This is a genomic window from Suttonella sp., from assembly GCF_056855035.1.
In genome coordinates this window covers 1-17,134 of sequence record NZ_JBXGGR010000045.1, presented here as the reverse complement: position 1 = coordinate 17,134, position 17,134 = coordinate 1, and the positions used below count along the sequence as shown (strand labels likewise).

Sequence of the window (17,134 nt, the reverse complement as noted above, 5' to 3'; positions counted from 1 at the left end):
GATGATTTTGTCTGCCATCTTTTTTGACCTGTTTTGAGCCACAGAAAAAGCATTTTTTGTGTTCAAAGCTTTTGACCTCGCTAAAAGCCTTACAGAATAGGGCTTTTCAAACTTTTTAGCACCTAAAATGTCCCTTTGCCCGCCATTCTATAGTCTCTTCAGATTAAAATGATACACCTTAAAACAAAATATTGAAATATTTTTCAATATTTTGGAAGTTTTTATTGTCTCATTTTAATCTGAAGAAACTATAATTGACGGTGCATTTTTTATTAAACGCATTCGTGCGCTCAATTTATGTCGTGACCATTATGATGCTAAACGTATGGCGGATTTGGCTTTTCGCTATGCTTTGCTGCATCTAAAATATGATATTCAGGGATATGAGAAATTTGATGATTTATATCGTATCTTTTTTTATGATTGTGTGCCTTTTGAAAAGAAAATGCACAATCCGATTTCTGCCAAAGCAATTGATTTTTCTAAAACACCCGAAGCCCAATTCCGACATCAATTACATGATGAATTAAAGAAAAAGCGTAAATTGGCATTGCGTTTGGGGAAATTGTCTGACAATGCCGCTTGGGTATTGAAACCGCCCGTCATGAAAGCTTTCTTAAAAGACTCCGCCATCGATATTATTGAAAATGATGTGATGTTAGATGTAAAGCAAAAAGGCGTGGATATGCGTATTGGCTTGGATATTGCTTCTATCGCCTTGAAGCAACAAGCTGATAAAATTGTTCTATTTTCGGGGGATTCGGATTTTGTACCTGCTGCAAAATTGGCACGTCGCGAAGGTATTGATTTTATTTTAGATCCCATGTGGAATCATATTCCAATTGATTTAATGGAACACATTGACGGCTTGAAAACTCAATGCCCCAAACCAGCTAATATGAAATAATTTTCAGGCTTCCTAAAAATTTCTACTATAGTCGAAGAACTGAAATAGCAAGGCAAGGTAGGGTGGGCAACTTGTTGCCCACGCGGTTTAATCTTGAATCTGATATTGATAGTAAATTCATCTCAAAACAACACAAAACATGACTTTTACATATTGGTGTAAACAATAAGGAATATAAGGCTTTAAGCGTTCTCCTTTGTCATGAATGACTATACATATTTTTTCCTAGCTTTTTAAACAGCTTAATCGCTTTTTGGTCAAAAGTTGCAAAACTTTCTGCGCCTAATTGACTACCGGCATATTCATTGACACCATCGGCAAAATCACCGCCTTCCCGCATAAAAGCAAAACCCGCCTCTACTTCTGCTTGCGCATATATCAATTTCGGATGAGTAAGAAAATGCGACAACTTATTGTAGATGTCGTGATTCGATTGTTGGTAAAGTCTTCGCAATACCCAAATAGTCTCGCAAAAGACAGTTGTTGGAATGATGATGTTCTCCGCCTGATCTAAAATTTCCAATGATTGCCGATGCTGTTTTTCATCATCTATCACGAATAGCCTGACTAAAATATTGGTATCAATAGCGACTTTCATTTATTAGAAATTCCTTGCATACCTGCTTCTGCATAAGCATCGGCAATCGCATCGTTTAATTCTTCGATGGTGAATTGTTTGCCGCTGTGATTGCTAAACAATCCTGCAAATTCTGCAAAAGAAGAGTTTTTTTCCGGTCTTTTGGCTGAAATTTTGATCGCTCCGTCTGCAAGTTTTTCTACGTCTAGCACCGTTCCGGCATCAGCGCCTAAATGTTGTAAGAATTCTTTTTTTAGGGTGATTTGTCCCTTAGAAGTGAGTTTTAATTGTGCAACCATAGAGTCTCCTGATGGTAAGGTTTATCAATGAATTATGCCTTACTTTATTTGATGAATCAAATAATAAAATATTGAATTGTTGCTATATTTTTATTCGTCCTTTTAATCGATATGACTAGCTTGTCTATCGGTATGACGAAATCCGCCGGCATTTGCCATTGCCTGTTAAGTACCTGCCTCACCGTAGCGCATTATTTAGTACCTTAAGGTCAAAATGAGAGGTATAGCCGAAGAATTGAAAAAGTATTACGGCGTTGGCTCGCCTTGCCGTACGCTCTTGTACTGTCTGCGGCTCGCCGCCTTGTACTACTTTTTCACTTCTCCGACTATAGAGATGTGCATTTTTGTCATAAGAAGCGCTTGTAATAATTTTATTTTGACGTTATGAAGACTATAAAATCCTGAAAAAAGCCCCCCATTTTATTAAAATGTCCCGCTTTTACAGCAAGCAACTCATAGGAAATCGCCATGTGGACACTGCCCATTCTCTCCATGCTTCTCGCCGTCGGCGCATTTGCCGGTATTATCGCTGGACTATTCGGCGTGGGCGGCGGTTTAATCCTTGTGCCGGTCATCTTATGGCTTTTGCAAATGCAAGGCTTCGGCGAACTCGCCCAAGCCCAGCACATCGCTATCGGCAGCTCATTTGCCGTCATGGTCTTTACCTCCTTTTCAAGCGCATGGACGCAATACCGCAAACAAGCCATTGAATGGCGCGCTTTCCGCCCCATGAGCATCGGCGAGATTATCGGCGTGGCATTAGGCGCCGTCATTGCCCAATACCTCCCCAATAAAGCCCTGCAAATCTTCTTCATCGTATTCACAAGCATTATCGCCATTCGTTCACTACTCGGCATCAAATCCAATCCGCAAAGACAACTCCCCTCTGCACAAGGACTGGGCATAGCCGCTGCCATTATCGGTATTCTCTCCAGTTGGGTAGGCATTGGCGGCGGCGCAATGACCGTACCTTATCTGACCTACTGCAATATCGCCGTACACCGCGCCATCGGCACATCCGCTGCGCTCGGTTGGCCCATCGCTCTTGCCGGCGCAACAGGCTACGCCTTTTCAGGGCAAAACATCGCCGCGCTGCCACCTTACAGCCTAGGCTTTATCTACCTCCCCGCCATTCTCACGCTTGCCATCACCACCATGCTGACTGCGCCGCTCGGTGTCAAACTCTCGCACCGCCTGCCAGCAGATAAACTTAAAAAAGCCTTCGGCATCTTCCTACTCTGCATCGTGGCGAAAATGATCGATAAAATCTTTTTCTAAGAAAATGGGGAAAGAAAAAGCCTTCGCCGCAAGCAGAAGGCGGCGGAACAGTACACTAAGCTGTGGTGAAAAAACAACAAAAATTTTTTTGTTGGTAAAATGCAACAAAGTTGTTGCACCCCTGCAAAAAAAGCAGTACTATTGCCCTCGGATTAGGCAATCCTTGAAAACACTTTTATCTCATTGGAGAAAACACATGAAAAAAGCTCTTATCGCATTAAGCGTTGCCGCAGGCATGATCGCATCAGCTCAAGCTGAAAACACCACCACTCTTTATGGTTCATTAGGTGTTGAAACTCAAGTTTCTAAGAATGGTTCTATCAGCAATTCATTAAATGAAAACCGTTGGAATTTAGATACCTCATCTGCTAAATTCGGTATTAAAGGCACTGAAGACCTGAACAATGGTTTGCAAGCTTTCTACAAAATGGAATTTGGCTTTGATGTGAATGGCGGTGTTGATAAAACTCGTTATGCTTACCTTGGTTTGACCGGTAACTTCGGTACTGTAACTTTCGGTCTACAAGATTCACTGTACAAAGTAGTTACTAATAAAGCCGATATCTTTGAAAACAACTTCTATGGCGACAATGTACACTTTGGTACAGCGACTGGCGGTGGACGTATTCCCAAAGTTATCAGCTATGTATCACCTAACTTCAACGGTTTCCAATTCGGTGTTGCCGGCGTATTAGACGGTAGCTCTGATGTTGTAAACGTATCAGATAGCAAAGCATTCTCTGCTTATCAAGTAGGTGCATGGTATGCGCAAAACGGTTTCTATGTAGGTTTGGCTTACTCATCATTAGACACAGGTAATGGTACTTTAACTAAAGCTACTGCTACTAGCCCTGTAGGTACTCGTGTAGGCGACCTTTCAAAATCTGTTGATGTTGTTGGTCTTGCTGCTCAATATAGTAATGATAAATTCTTAGTAGCTTTCAGTGCAGAGCATAAAGAAGGTAACGATCTACGTGCTGCTAAATCTGATCGTTTGGCTTGGGCTGATGGTCAAAAATATGCTTTAGCCGGTGAATACTATCTTGGTCCTAACACATTCCGCGCAGGTTTTGGTGTAGCTGATTTGAAAAAACATGAAGCTGATGAAAACATCTATACTTATGCTTTAGGTTACCAATACAACTTCAGCAAACGTACTTATACCTATGTTGAAGGCGAATATATTGATTGGAATAAGCAACTTGGTCATGATAAAAACGGCTACACTGTACGTGTAGGTCTGCGTCACAATTTCTAATCTGATTAGAGATTTTCTACAAGGATGTAGAGGGCGAGAGAGCAATCTCTCGCCTTTTTCTTTGTCTCATTATTGTAGGTCGGATTCTTGAATCCGACAAATGTATAGTCGGAAAAGTGAAAAAGTAGTATAGTCTCTTAACTTCAAAATGAGATTATTCTAAGCGCTTCTCCTGACAAAATGTGTATCTCTAAGTCTCATTTTGAAGTTAAGGTACTATAAAAAGAGTTTGCCAAAACGCACAAGACCGACAATTGTCGGTCTTGTTTTTTACGCTGTGCGGTGCTTTTATTCCGCCGCTTTGTCGAGATTAAAGGCTTCATGCAAGGTACGCACCGCCAGTTCGAGGAATTTCTCGTCGATGCCGACCGAGATTTTGATTTCGCTGGTAGTAATGATGCGGATGTTCACGCCCACTTCCGACAAGGCTTTGAACATAGTACTGGCAACCGCCGCATGCGAGCGCATACCCAAGCCGACAACCGATACTTTCGCCACGTCCGAGCTGCTGATTTTCACACCTTCCCAAGAGCTTAACTGCGCATTGAGGATTTCCAGCGATTGCTCGACGTCGCCGCGCGGCACGGTAAAGGTAAAGTCAGTTTTGCCGTTTTCGCCGATATTTTGCACGATCATGTCCACATTCACATTGGCTTCGCCGATCGGGCCGAGGATTTTATAGGCGATGCCCGGCTCGTCAGGCACGTCGAATACATTGATTTGCGCTTCATCGCGGCTGAAGGCGATACCGGTAATAACTGCTGCTTCCATAGCATTTTCCTCTAAAGTAATTAATGTTCCTTCGCTGTCGTCGTCTTCAAAAGAAGATAATACGCGCAGCGGCACTTTATATTTGCCTGCAAATTCCACAGAACGGATTTGCAGTACTTTTGAACCCAAGCTCGCCATTTCCAGCATTTCGTCAAAGGTAATGCGGTCGAGTTTGCGCGCTTTCGGCTCAACGCGCGGATCGGTGGTATATACGCCGTCCACATCGGTGTAAATCTGGCATTCCGCCGCGCCCAAAGCCGCCGCCAATGCCACGCCGGTGGTATCGGAGCCGCCGCGTCCCAGCGTGGTGATGTCGCCGTCGGGATTGATGCCTTGGAAGCCTGCCACGACTACTACTTTGCCTTGTTTCAAGGCATCGTGAATGCGGTCTTTGTCGATATTGGTGATGCGGGCTTTCATGTAGGCATTGTCGGTTTGCATGCCCGCCTGCCAGCCTGTCATAGATACCGCAGGATAGCCGCGCTTATTCAAAGCGATTGCCAAAAGCGCGATAGAGACTTGCTCGCCCGTGCTCATCAACACGTCCATCTCGCGCGGACTGGGGCGCTTGCTGATTTCATGCGCCAAAGCAATGAGACGGTTGGTTTCGCCGCTCATCGCCGATACGGTTACCACCACGTCATGCCCCGCTTTTCGCGCACGAATAATGCGCTCCGCCACATTTTCAATGCGCTCAATCGAGCCCATCGAAGTGCCGCCATATTTTTGTACGATTAACGCCATTTCCTTTCTTTCCTCTTTAAAACACCGCAGACTGCTGCGGATTGCCCCAATGCCGTGCGAAAGCACGGCAAATCCTCTTTATGCGCTTATTGCGGCAAAACTTCCGCCAAAGCCGCCAATGCTTTGTCCATACCGGCAATATCCTTGCCGCCGGCTTGGGCGAAATCGGGACGACCGCCGCCTTTGCCGCCGATATGCGCCGCCAATTGGCGGATAATATCGCCTGCATGCAAGCCTTTGGCAACCGCCGCTTTGCTAACGCTGACCACCAGACGCGCCGTATCGCCGTCCACTCCGCCAATCACAACGGCATCTAATTGCTGCTGATCGCGCAATTGGTCGGCACTGTCGCGCAGGGTCGCATTGTCAAAGCCGTCGCGCTGCAATGCCAAGACCTTCCATTGTCCGATGCTTTGCGCCGCCGCTTCGTTTTGCGCGCCGCCGCTAGCTAATTCGCGTTTCAATTGCTGGACTTGTTTTTCCGCCGCTTTCAATTGCTGCTGCAAATGCTCCACACGTTCCGGCAATTGCGCCGCATCGGTTTTCAGTTGCGCTGCCAATTGCTGCAAGACGGCGCTTTGCTCGCGCATCGCCGTCAATAAAGCCTCGCCCGCCACGCATTCGATGCGGCGAACCCCCGCCGAGACGGCGCCTTGGCTCATCACTTTCACCAAGCCGATATCGCCGGTCTGACTTACATGCGTGCCGCCGCACAGCTCAATCGAATAATCCTCGTCGCCCATGCTGACCACGCGCACCACATCGCCGTATTTCTCGCCGAACAGCGCCATCGCACCTTTTTCACGCGCCGCGTCATAAGAGATTTCTTCGATGCTGACTGCCACATTCGCCATCACTTGCTTATTGATGGCTTGCTCCACTGCCTCGATTTCTTCGGCGCTTAATGCCGCCTCATGCGAAAAGTCGAAGCGCGTTTTAAATTCATCGACCAAAGAGCCTTTTTGCTGCACATGGCTGCCGAGGGTGTCGCGCAAAGCGCGGTGCAATAAATGCGTGGCGCTGTGATGACGCTTGATTTGGCGGCGGCGTGAACGCGAAATTCTGGCATCGACCGTATCGCCGGCAAATAATTGTCCGCTTTGCAAGGTGCCGAAATGCAGGAAATTATCGCCTTGTTTTTGCGTATCGCTGACTAAAAATTCCCCATTGGCGCTGTAAATCACGCCGGTATCGCCGACCTGACCGCCCGATTCGCCGTAAAAAGGCGTTTCCGCCAACACAATCACCGCCTCATCGCCGTAATTCAGATTATCCACCGCCTGACCGTCCACAAAAATGTTGCGAATCGTGCTGCGCAGTTTTTCCTGTGTATAGCCGCGGAACATCGTTTTGCCCTCAATAGCGTACTGCGTATCGGCATGGAATTTGCCCGCCGCTTTGGCTTGCTCGCGCTGACGGTTCATCGCCGCCTCATAACCCGCCATATCCAGCGTTAAATTGCGCTCGCGGGCAATATCGGCGGTCAAATCCACAGGGAAACCGAAAGTGTCATAGAGTTTGAACACGGTTTCGCCTGAAATCTCCGTGCCTTGCAAAGTCGCCAAATCTTTTTCCAAGACCTGCATGCCGCCGTCAAGGGTTTGGGCAAAACGCTGCTCTTCGCGCAAAATCGCCTCGCGCACGCGATTTTCCGCCTCGGCAATCTCGGGATAAGCCGCACCCATTTCTTTAACCAGCGGCGCAACTAATTTATGGAAGAAAGGCTGCGTCTGCCCCAATTTATAGCCATGACGAATGGCGCGGCGCATAATGCGGCGCAGCACATAGCCGCGTCCCTCATTGCCGGGCAATACGCCGTCCGTCATTAAAAATACGGTGGCGCGGATATGGTCGGCAATCACTTTTAAAGAAGCCTGCCCCTCATTGGCGCAACCTACCGCCTCTGCCACCGCATTAAGCAGATTTACAAACAAATCAATCTCGTAATTGGAATGCACGCCCTGCATTACCGCCGTCATACGCTCCAAACCCATGCCGGTATCAATCGAAGGCTTAGGCAGAGGTTTCATATTACCCGCCGCATCGCGCTCGAATTGCATGAACACAATGTTCCAAATCTCAATAAAGCGGTCGCCGTCTTCTTCGGCAGAGCCCGGAGGCCCGCCCCAAACCTGCGGGCCGTGGTCGTAGAAAATTTCCGTACAAGGACCGCAAGGACCGGTGTCGCCCATCGCCCAGAAATTGTCCGACTCATATTTGGCTTTGCCCGGCTTGTCGCCGATGCGGATAATCCGTTCTTCCGGCAAACCGATGACATCGCGCCAAATGCCGAAAGCCTCTTCGTCTTCATGATAGACAGTCGCCAAAAGTTTCTCGGCAGGAATTTCAAATACTTTGGTCAGCAAATTCCAGGCAAAAGGAATGGCGTCGGCTTTGAAATAATCGCCGAAACTGAAATTGCCCATCATCTCAAAGAAGGTATGATGCCGCGCGGTATAGCCCACGTTTTCCAAATCATTATGCTTTCCGCCGGCGCGTACGCATTTTTGCGCGGTGGTGGCGCGTTTGTAATCGCGGCTTTCCGCGCCGATGAAAATGTCTTTAAACGGCACCATGCCGGCATTGGTAAACAGCAAAGTAGGGTCGTTACCCGGCACAAGAGAAGCGGAATGAAGAATCTTATGCTCTTGTTCGGCAAAATAATTCAAAAAAGCGCTGCGGATTTCCGCTGTAGTCATTTTTTTCATTGTGAATGTACTAAAGTTGAAAAAAGAGAAGGAGAAACGCCGAGAATCGCCAAAGTGGCTTGGCAAGGCTCGGCATCGAATTTTTGTTTCAATACCGCCAAAAAGGGCATGGCAATATCGGGATTGGCAAGGCTGAACAGCGTCATGCAGGAACGCAGCTTCAGCGCATCGGTCGCGCCGAAAATGCTTTCCGCCGACAATTGGCTGTGCGTGAGCACGGCGGCGACAAGACTTTCCAAGCGTGCCGCCAAAATCGGATTCTGCAAAAACGCCTGCGCTTCTTCTAAATCGGCGATGGCATAGCTTTGCGCCATGGCGCTCTGCCCTAAGCCTTGAATTTGCGGAAACATAAACCACATCCAATGGCTACTTTTCTTTCCTGCGCAAATTTCTGCCAAAGCCTGCATATAGACGGCTTCCTGTGCCTGCAAAAAACGCTGCACATCAGCCATCTTCGTGCTCCGCGCAAGATTCGGCATGTCGGATTTCTTCAAAAGAGAAACCGCGCTGCGCCATAAAGCGTTGCCGCTTGGCGCGCTCGGCGCGGTCTTTTGTCGTTTGCGGGTATTTTTTGGCATAGACTTGGGCGGCAAGGGCGAACCAGTCGATTTCCTCTAATGCCTCGCGCAGCATTTCGGCAGAAATGCCGCTGCGCTGCAAGCCTTGTTTGATTTTCAAGGCGCCGTTGCCGCTATTGCTTTTGCTGCGCACATAGCTTTGGCAATAACGCCAATCGCTTTGCCAGCCGCGCTCCGCCAAACGCTCAATCACGGCGACGGCGCTTTCTTCGTCCAATTCCGCTGTTTTTTTCGCCAGCAGTTCGCCTTTGCTGTGTTCGCGCCGCGACAGGGCTTGCAGGCATTGCGCTTCAAAAGCGCCTGCCAAATCACTCGTTGTCAAAATCCTCTCCGCTGCTGTCGCTTTCCTCACGCGACTCCAGCAGGCTGGCTTCGCCGCCGATGAATTTCTCACGGATTTGCGCTTCGATTTCCTGCGCCAATTGCGGATTTTCTTTCAGATACGCGCGGACTTTTTCCTTGCCCTGCCCGATTTTTTCATTATTGTAGCTATACCAAGCGCCTGATTTTTGAATGATATCGGTATCTACGCCCAATTTGATAATCTCGCCTTCGCGCGATACGCCTTCGCCGTATAAAATCTCGAATTCCGCCTGCTTAAACGGTGGCGAGACTTTGTTTTTCACGACTTTGACGCGGGTTTCGTTGCCCAAAACTTCTTCGCCGTCTTTCACCGAGCCGATGCGGCGGATATCCATACGCACGGAGGCATAGAATTTCAGCGCATTGCCGCCGGTGGTGGTTTCCGGCGAACCGAACATCACGCCGATTTTCATGCGGATTTGGTTGATGAAAACGACTAAAGTATTGGCTTTTTTGATGTTCGCCGTCAGTTTGCGCAGAGCTTGGCTCATTAAGCGCGCCTGCAAGCCCATATGGGAATCGCCCATTTCGCCTTCGATTTCCGCTTTGGGCGTGAGGGCGGCGACTGAATCCACCACAATCACGTCAAATGCGCCGGAGCGCACCAAAGCATCGGTAATTTCCAAGGCTTGTTCGCCGTTATCGGGCTGGGTAACGTATAAATCATCGGTATTTACGCCTAATTTGCGTGCATAGACGGGGTCGAGCGCGTGTTCGGCATCAATAAATGCCGCCGTGCCACCTGCCTGCTGCGCTTGGGCAATCACTTGCAGCATCATAGTGGTTTTGCCCGAAGATTCGGGGCCGTAGATTTCTACAATCCGCCCTTTGGGCAAGCCGCCGATGCCGAGCGCAATATCCAAGCCTAAAGAACCGGTAGAGATGGCTTGAATATCGTGTTGTGCGGCCTGTTCGCCCAAGCGCATGACCGTGCCTTTGCCGAATTGTTTGTCTAATTGGGCAAGCACCGCGCCGAGGGCTTTTTTCTGTTCGTCATTCATTGATTGCGTTCCTATTTTTGTAAAGCATCGAGTTGCTGTAATTTTTGCATAATCATAGCATCTTTGGGTTTGTTTTTGAGGGCGGCTTCGTATTGCTGGCGCGCCAGACGCAGATGTACGTTCGCCAGATTCAGCCGCGCATTATGATGGTTCGGCTCAATCGCCAATAAGGCTTCCAGCACCTGCTGCGCCGCCGCCCAATCGTTGCGTCCCGAATAAATGACCGCCAAGGCATTATAAGGTTGCGGCAGTTTGGGGAAATTGCTGCGCATCATGTTGAACCAGCGTTCGGCATCTTCGCTGCGCCCCAATTGCATCAGGATTAAGCCTTTGAGATAGGCGGCTTTCGCATCATCGGGCGCTGCCGCCAAACGCGCTTCCAATTGCTTGAGTGCCAAATCGGGATTGCCGTTTGCCGCCAAAGATTCTGCCGCCTGATAGCCCGACCACGGCGGCGCAGCCTGCATGCTTGCCAGCGGTGCGCTGGAAATCGTGCCTTGCGGCAGTACCATTGTTTGCGCCCTTGCCTGCGGCGCAGGATTTGCCGCAGGATTGGCAACTGCGCCCACGCCCTGCTGTGCATCTTGCAGCAATTGCTCGCCTGTGCCGACATTGCCTTGGCTGGGCAGTAATGCCACCGGCGGTTCGCTGTTACTTTGCTGCGCCCATGCCGCTGCCGTGATCAAATACAGCCAAATCCCTATCTGTTTTCTCATTCCCGCCACCGTAAAGCGTATTTTTCCACCAAGCCGATTAACCAAGCCCCCAAGACACCCAATAAAGATAAAAGCACCACCCCTGCCAAGAGCTGATCCAAGCGGAACAAAGCTCCGGCATTGAGGATATAAGTACCGATGCCGTTTTGCGCGCCAATCATTTCCGCAGCAATCAGCATCGTGATGCCGATAGAGAAAGAAATGCGAAAGCCCGCCAAAATGCCCGGCAAGGCGCCCGGCAGCAGAATTTTGCGAATCAGCGCCCATGTGGATAAGCCAAAGGATTGTCCCATGCGGATTAAGCCTCTGTCCACGCCATCGATAGCAGCATAGGTCGCGATGACGGTAGGGAAGAAGACGCCGAATAAAATAGTGGCGATTTTTGAGCCTTCGCCGGTACCGAACCAGACGATAAACAGCGGTAAGAGCGCGATTTTCGGCACGGGAAAGAGGGCGGATACCAAGGGCAGCAAGCCGGCGCGGGCATAAATCCACAAACCGATAACCAAGCCTACCGCCACGCCCAAAAGACTGCCCAAGCTCCAGCCCAGCAATAAACGGCGCAGACTCGCGCCCACATGCTCCTGCAAACCGCCGCTTTGCCACAAATAGTGCAATTGCTGCCATACTTCATCAGGCGAAGCCAAAGCCAGCGGATTGACCCAGCCCAAGCTGCTGCACAGCTGCCAGAGCGCAATTAAGACGATAAACACCGCCGGCGCGACCCAGCGCGGCACAAAGCGGCTGAACACCTTGGCTTTTAAAGGCACAGGCTGTAATTGTGTGGATATATCAGCCATCGACTAACTCCCATTCCGCTTCTTCCGCCTCTTGCCGCATCGACGCCCATAAAGCCTGTTCGATTTCCAATAAATCGGCGGCATGGGCTTGTCGATCCTGCAAAGGTTTGTCAATGCTGACAATCTCGCGGATTTTGCCGGGGCGGCGCGTCAGCACTACGATTTTATGCCCCAAGCGCACCGCCTCGTTCAGATTATGCGTAACATAGACGGCGGAAAAAGGCGCGCTATGCCATAAATTAACAAAATCATCGAGCAATAATTCTTTAGTCTGGCTGTCCAAAGCCGACAGCGGCTCGTCCATCAGCAAGACGGCGGGATTGACCGCCAAAGCGCGCGCAATCGCCACGCGCTGCTTCATGCCGCCGGATAATTGCCGCGGCCAAGTCTTGGCAAAATCGCTTAAACGCGTGCGCGCCAGTACATCGGCAATCCGCGCCTGCTTATCGGCACGGCTTAAGCCATGTCCTTCCAAGACCAAGGCGATATTGCCTGCCACCGTCCGCCAAGGCAAGAGGGCAAAGTCCTGAAAAATATAGGTTAAAAGATTCAGTGTACCGCTAGGCAGTTCGCCGCCGCACAGCACTTCGCCGCGGCTCGGGCGTTCCAAGCCGCCCATCATGCGCAATAAAGTCGATTTGCCGCAGCCGGACGGCCCGATAATGCAGACGATTTCGCCGGCATTTATCTCAAGATTGATATCTTGCAAAATCGGACGCCCTTGATAGAAATGATGTAAACCGCGAATGCTTAATTGCATTACTGCGCCGCCTCGTGTGCATCGGGGGTGAGGATTTTTTCGCCTTCAAGATTAGCCGGCACCGAGCCTTCCGCCTTAAACCATTCGATTTGCTTGAGCGCATCGGCGCGGTTTAATGCCGCTCCTTCGGAGAGTTTCATATTGTTTTGCAGAATCAACTCTCTGGCTTTTTCGAGCGGCTCATCGCTGTGCACATATTTATGCACCGCCGCAACGACTGCATCAATTTCCGCCGCCTCGCCCTGATGCTCGACCAGCACCTTATTGTAATCGTCGATGGCGCGAGCATAAGCCGTTTTAAAACCTTTGACCTGATTAGGTTTTTCCTGCACGTTCTTGGTAGAAGTGAATAAAACTGTAACTTGATAATCCGGCAAATAATCCGCCACTTTGCCGATTATCTTTGCCTCGCCCTTGTCAAGCAGGCGCTGCGCAATTGCCGGCTGGATGGACCAAGCGTCCACCTGACCGGTGGAAAGCGCCGCCGTAATCGTCGGAATGCCGTTAAAAGGAATCATCTTCAGCGATTTGGCATCTGCGCCCGCCGCGGCGGCAATTTGCCCGCCCATATAGCTGAAAGAAGAGCCGGCGGTGGTTACCGCCCAACGTTTGCCCGCCAAATCCTTAGGCGACTGCAAACCCGCTGCATAAGCCTGATTGGAAGCCAAAATCACTTGACCTTCCACGGACGGATCTTCCATCAAAGAACCGCCGAAAATCCGCACCGCATCGCCGCGCGCCGCCAAATTGAGCAAACCGCCGGTAATCGAAGTAATGCCGTAATCTACATCGCCGGAAGCAATCGCCACCGCCATTTGCTGTGCGGACTGAAAGCGCACCATTTCCGCTTCCAAGCCTTGCTCGGCAAAATAGCCGCGCTCTTTGGCAATGAAATTCGCCCCATGCGCAGGCAGGCTGATATAGCCTACTTTAATCGCTTCCGCCCAGACTTGCACACTGAGCAAAGCTGCTGCTAATGCAAGCATTTTTCCTATTTTCATCTCGTATCCCCTGTGTTTTAAGCAAAACGCGCATCATAACACCATCTTTCCAAAATCGGGGCGAAAAAACAGCCGTTTTCTCAATCGCAAAGCAAATAAGAGTAAGACTGAAATTGCTAACAATTATCATCTTATAATAATATTTTATTTCTTCTCGCAACATCTGAGACTTTTGCAAACCCCGAGATTTGGCTGCTTTCACAATAACAACATCAAATAATATGAATACAAATCAAATAGATAGACAAGTATTCAAGAAACACATTGCAAACAAATATGCCAAATAAGGGAATGTTACAAAGGTCTCGGTTTTTTTGAAACCCATTATTTTTGGAGAGAGCTTAATGAAAAGAAGCGCTTTATTTTTAGCCTTATCTTATGCCCTGCCTGCAATGGCGCAAATTTCCCTTAACCCTGTCACGGTGGAAGGCGAGAAATCCCAAGCCAAAGAAGCCGTCTATTCCGCTCCTAAATCAAGCGTTTATATTGCAGCAGAAGATTTTAACAAATTTGCTATTCTCTCGCCCGGCGATGTTTTGAAAAATCAGGCGGGCGTTGAATTAGGCGATGTACGCAATGGTGGCGGCTTAGATGTGAATATTCGCGGTTTGCAAGGGCAAAGCCGTGTGGCGGTGCGCGTAGACGGTACGCAGCAAGCCTTAGACGTTTACCGAGGCTATGCCGGCACGCAGCAAAGAAGTTATATCGATCCTGCTTTGATTTCCGAAATCGTAGTCAATAAAGGTACGGATATGAACGGTATCGGTGCGCTGGGTGGCGCGGTTGAGATGAAAACCATTTCCGCGCAAGAGATTATTCCCGCCGGCAAACAATTCGGCGTAAAAATCAGCGGCAAATTGTGGAATAACACGATTAAAGCCGACGGTAGAACGCGCAACGGCGCGGAAATTGACGATGATTATGAATATTTCCAAAGCCAACCGGCACAGCGTCCTGCCGGAATACTGAGCGGAAATTATGCGCATGCCGGCAGCATCGCCTTTGCCTATCGCAATGATTATGCGGACATTGTGGCGGCAGTAGCCAAAAGTCGTCAAGGCAATTATTTTGCCGGCAGAAAAGGCTATGAGGATTACCGCGAATATGACAAACATGGCGATGAAGTCTTTACCGTTGCCAAGTCTTATAAAGCAGGGGAAGAAGTGCTAAATTCCGCCTCTGACACGCAGTCGGTATTATTAAAAGCGGGTTTTTATCCAAGCGCCGAACAGGAATTCGGGCTGAATTATCAATATTATCAAGGTAAATTCGGCGAAATCATGCCCTCGGACATTATGCGTTACGAACGCGGCGGCAATACGCAATACCCCTACGGCTTAACAAATATCCACCGCCTCAGTGCCGATTACCGCTATCAGCCGCAAGATAATCCCTTGATTGATTTCAATGCCCGCGCTTGGATTACGCAGGCGAAAACCGAACAAATTACCGCCGTAGAAGTGCCGAAAAGTCAGGAATACGTCACCGACCGAGGCTGGGTACGTTTAAACAATACCCGCTACGGCTTGGACTTAGGCAACCGCGCCCAAATCGGCGATGTGAATCTTACTTTTGGCGCATCGCTGCAAAACGAAAGAATCAAACCGCAATCGGGCGTGGATATTTCCGACAATGACCGCTTTTCCAATCGCCATCTGCGCGATGCCAAACGCTTTGAATACGCTTTCAATACTCAACTCGACTACCAACCGCATGAGCAAATCACACTGTGGGCAGGGGCAAAATACCAAGGCTATAAAAGCGAAGACCTAAACCGCGTCGCCGTGCCGCAACGCGAAGAACGAAAATACAAACCTATTCTTGTTGCCAGTTCAGGTTGGCGCAATTACGGCTTTCTCAACTGGTTTCCTGATGCCAAGGGCGAATATAACGACAGCAACGACCCGCGCAAAAGCAACGGTATTGTGTATAAAGACGAATCCAACCCCTTTGATGGGCTAAACTATCAGGAATTTAAGGCAAAATACGGCATCGAACATGAAAACATACGCGGCGAAAACACTAGAGAGGTCGTGACCGGCTTTAATTTTGCCGAGAAGAAAACGCAGAAAGACCAAGGCTTGAGCTTCTCGGCAGGCATCAAATATGAATTTGTTCCCGAAAGTTTCGCCTATATCAGCTACACGCAGGGGCTGCGCCTGCCCTCATTATTTGAAACCACTATCGGCACGCCGCAAACGCTGGCGGGCGACAATCTCTCGCCGGAAAAACTGCGCAGCTGGGAAATCGGCTTGAGCAGCACACAGCGCGACCTGTTTAAAGAAAACGACCGTCTCAGCGGCAAAATCGCCTATTTCCACAACAGCACCGACAACTACATCACCCGCTACTGGCGACCAAACAACAACGGCATCATGACCTTTGAAAACACCGACAAATACCAAGTGGACGGCATCGAATTGCAAGGCAGCTATCATAACAAACACGGCTACCTCGACCTCTCGGCCACTCATTACCTCCACACCCACACCTGCGACAAAGACTTCGCCGAAGTCCTAAGCAAAGAACGCGGCATCGATGTGCCGCATTGCACCGACGGCAGCTACGGCGGTTCTTACACCAACACGCAAAACCCGCCCAAATATGCCCTCAATCTCGGCGCAGGGTTATATTTCCTAGACGGCAAACTCAGTCTTGGCGGCAGAATGCGCTACACCTCCGCGCCCACCGCCAAAATCGACAAAGCATGGCAAAGAAGCCCGACAACACCGCAAATCTACTACCGCCCTGTCAGCGTGTACGATGCCTTTGTGCAATACCGCCCCAGTGATAACAGCGAAATCAACCTCTCGCTGAACAACCTCACTAATCGCTACTATCTCGACCCATTAGCCCAAAGCTATATGCCGGCACCGGGACGCAATGCCCAGCTCAGCTTCAGCTACCGCTTCTAAAAAGCGAAGATAGCTTTGCCCCCTGTTTATATCGCAATAGTAAAACAGGGGGCATCATATATAGTCAAAGAATTGAAAAAGTATAGTTAATTCATAACAAAATTAATCGCTTTTCAATCGATCAGGTCGAATACTTGTATCCGACATTGCTTTCGGAATGGCTAGCACCTTTTCGGCTGAATTTGCGCTGCGGGAAATTTGAATATTATGACTGGAAATATTCCACTAATTCCTTTGCACTGGGGCAATTCGGGTGTTGGGCGGCGCGTTCAATATCAAATTGAAACCTTTGCAAAACCTCAAAGCATTTAAGTTGTTTTGGGGTTTTCAAGAAAAATGGCATTATGTGCCCAAATTTTACCCATTCACCCTGATTAAACAGCCCATTTCAGGCTGTTTACCGCCTTTTCAGGCAGCAATAGGCGCAATTAGCCTTAACTTGTTGGCTGCTTTCAACA

The 17,134-nt window shown here is 49.1% G+C and carries 16 protein-coding genes; 5 read left to right on the top strand and 11 right to left on the bottom strand.

Features of this window, described 5'->3' with window-relative positions; all coding sequences use genetic code 11:
- Positions 1-325 precede the first annotated feature (325 nt).
- Positions 326-907 carry an NYN domain-containing protein gene (locus ACJHVI_RS04385; protein ID WP_483183416.1) on the top strand — a complete coding sequence of 194 codons (582 nt, stop codon included), beginning with the start codon at positions 326-328 and terminating at the stop codon, positions 905-907.
- Positions 908-1,106: 199 nt separating this feature from the next.
- On the opposite strand, the gene ACJHVI_RS04380 is transcribed toward ACJHVI_RS04385, so the two are convergent.
- Together ACJHVI_RS04380 and ACJHVI_RS04375 are read right to left on the bottom strand one after the other, a co-directional pair.
- A complete protein-coding gene (locus ACJHVI_RS04380; RefSeq protein ID WP_483183415.1) occupies positions 1,107-1,505 on the bottom strand; it encodes a type II toxin-antitoxin system VapC family toxin in 399 nt (132 codons plus the stop codon).
- The gene (locus tag ACJHVI_RS04375; RefSeq protein WP_483183414.1) at positions 1,502-1,783 is read right to left on the bottom strand and encodes an AbrB/MazE/SpoVT family DNA-binding domain-containing protein; all 282 of its coding nucleotides are present in this window, start codon (positions 1,781-1,783) and stop codon (positions 1,502-1,504) included. Before ACJHVI_RS04375 ends, ACJHVI_RS04380 begins: the two co-directional genes overlap by 4 nt.
- A gap of 468 nt (positions 1,784-2,251) precedes the next feature.
- Here ACJHVI_RS04375 and ACJHVI_RS04370 point away from each other — a divergent pair, with 468 nt between their 5' ends.
- Together ACJHVI_RS04370 and ACJHVI_RS04365 are read left to right on the top strand one after the other, a co-directional pair.
- A complete protein-coding gene (locus ACJHVI_RS04370; RefSeq protein ID WP_483183412.1) occupies positions 2,252-3,061 on the top strand; it encodes a sulfite exporter TauE/SafE family protein in 810 nt (269 codons plus the stop codon).
- Positions 3,062-3,257: 196 nt separating this feature from the next.
- Positions 3,258-4,319, top strand: coding sequence for a porin (locus tag ACJHVI_RS04365; RefSeq protein WP_483183411.1), 1,062 nt, complete (start codon positions 3,258-3,260; stop codon positions 4,317-4,319).
- 288 nt (positions 4,320-4,607) lie between these two features.
- Here ACJHVI_RS04365 and ACJHVI_RS04360 read toward each other — a convergent pair whose 3' ends face one another.
- The 9 genes from ACJHVI_RS04360 to ACJHVI_RS04320 form a co-directional block, all read right to left on the bottom strand.
- Positions 4,608-5,834 carry an aspartate kinase gene (locus ACJHVI_RS04360; RefSeq protein WP_483183410.1) on the bottom strand — a complete coding sequence of 409 codons (1,227 nt, stop codon included), beginning with the start codon at positions 5,832-5,834 and terminating at the stop codon, positions 4,608-4,610.
- Positions 5,835-5,920: 86 nt separating this feature from the next.
- Complete coding sequence (gene alaS, locus ACJHVI_RS04355) at positions 5,921-8,533, bottom strand: alanine--tRNA ligase (protein ID WP_483183409.1); 2,613 nt, start codon at positions 8,531-8,533, stop codon at positions 5,921-5,923.
- Between the two features lie 5 nt (positions 8,534-8,538).
- Positions 8,539-8,994 carry a DUF1810 domain-containing protein gene (locus ACJHVI_RS04350; RefSeq protein WP_483183408.1) on the bottom strand — a complete coding sequence of 152 codons (456 nt, stop codon included), beginning with the start codon at positions 8,992-8,994 and terminating at the stop codon, positions 8,539-8,541.
- Entirely contained in the window at positions 8,987-9,442 is a 456-nt protein-coding gene (locus ACJHVI_RS04345; RefSeq protein ID WP_483183407.1) for a regulatory protein RecX, read from the bottom strand. The genes ACJHVI_RS04350 and ACJHVI_RS04345 overlap by 8 nt, the downstream gene beginning before the upstream one ends.
- Positions 9,429-10,484: a recombinase RecA gene (gene recA, locus ACJHVI_RS04340; protein ID WP_483183406.1), complete on the bottom strand. Its 1,056-nt coding sequence runs from the start codon at positions 10,482-10,484 to the stop codon at positions 9,429-9,431. The genes ACJHVI_RS04345 and recA overlap by 14 nt, the downstream gene beginning before the upstream one ends.
- An 11-nt stretch (positions 10,485-10,495) precedes the next feature.
- Positions 10,496-11,200 (bottom strand): tetratricopeptide repeat protein, encoded by a 705-nt coding sequence (locus ACJHVI_RS04335; RefSeq protein WP_483183405.1) that lies wholly within the window; start codon positions 11,198-11,200, stop codon positions 10,496-10,498.
- Positions 11,197-12,000, bottom strand: coding sequence for an ABC transporter permease (locus ACJHVI_RS04330; RefSeq protein WP_483183403.1), 804 nt, complete (start codon positions 11,998-12,000; stop codon positions 11,197-11,199). Before ACJHVI_RS04330 ends, ACJHVI_RS04335 begins: the two co-directional genes overlap by 4 nt.
- Positions 11,993-12,760 carry an ABC transporter ATP-binding protein gene (locus ACJHVI_RS04325; RefSeq protein WP_483183402.1) on the bottom strand — a complete coding sequence of 256 codons (768 nt, stop codon included), beginning with the start codon at positions 12,758-12,760 and terminating at the stop codon, positions 11,993-11,995. Before ACJHVI_RS04325 ends, ACJHVI_RS04330 begins: the two co-directional genes overlap by 8 nt.
- On the bottom strand, positions 12,760-13,746 hold the full coding sequence (locus ACJHVI_RS04320) for an ABC transporter substrate-binding protein (RefSeq protein ID WP_483183401.1): 987 nt from the start codon (positions 13,744-13,746) through the stop codon (positions 12,760-12,762). The genes ACJHVI_RS04325 and ACJHVI_RS04320 overlap by 1 nt, the downstream gene beginning before the upstream one ends.
- A 359-nt stretch (positions 13,747-14,105) precedes the next feature.
- Between ACJHVI_RS04320 and ACJHVI_RS04315 the strand changes: the two genes are divergently transcribed.
- Both ACJHVI_RS04315 and ACJHVI_RS04310 read left to right on the top strand, forming a co-directional pair.
- Positions 14,106-16,676 (top strand): TonB-dependent receptor domain-containing protein, encoded by a 2,571-nt coding sequence (locus ACJHVI_RS04315; RefSeq protein WP_483183400.1) that lies wholly within the window; start codon positions 14,106-14,108, stop codon positions 16,674-16,676.
- A gap of 253 nt (positions 16,677-16,929) precedes the next feature.
- Positions 16,930-17,134 (top strand): hypothetical protein (locus ACJHVI_RS04310; RefSeq protein ID WP_483183399.1); only part of this gene is annotated, 205 nt, incomplete at its 3' end.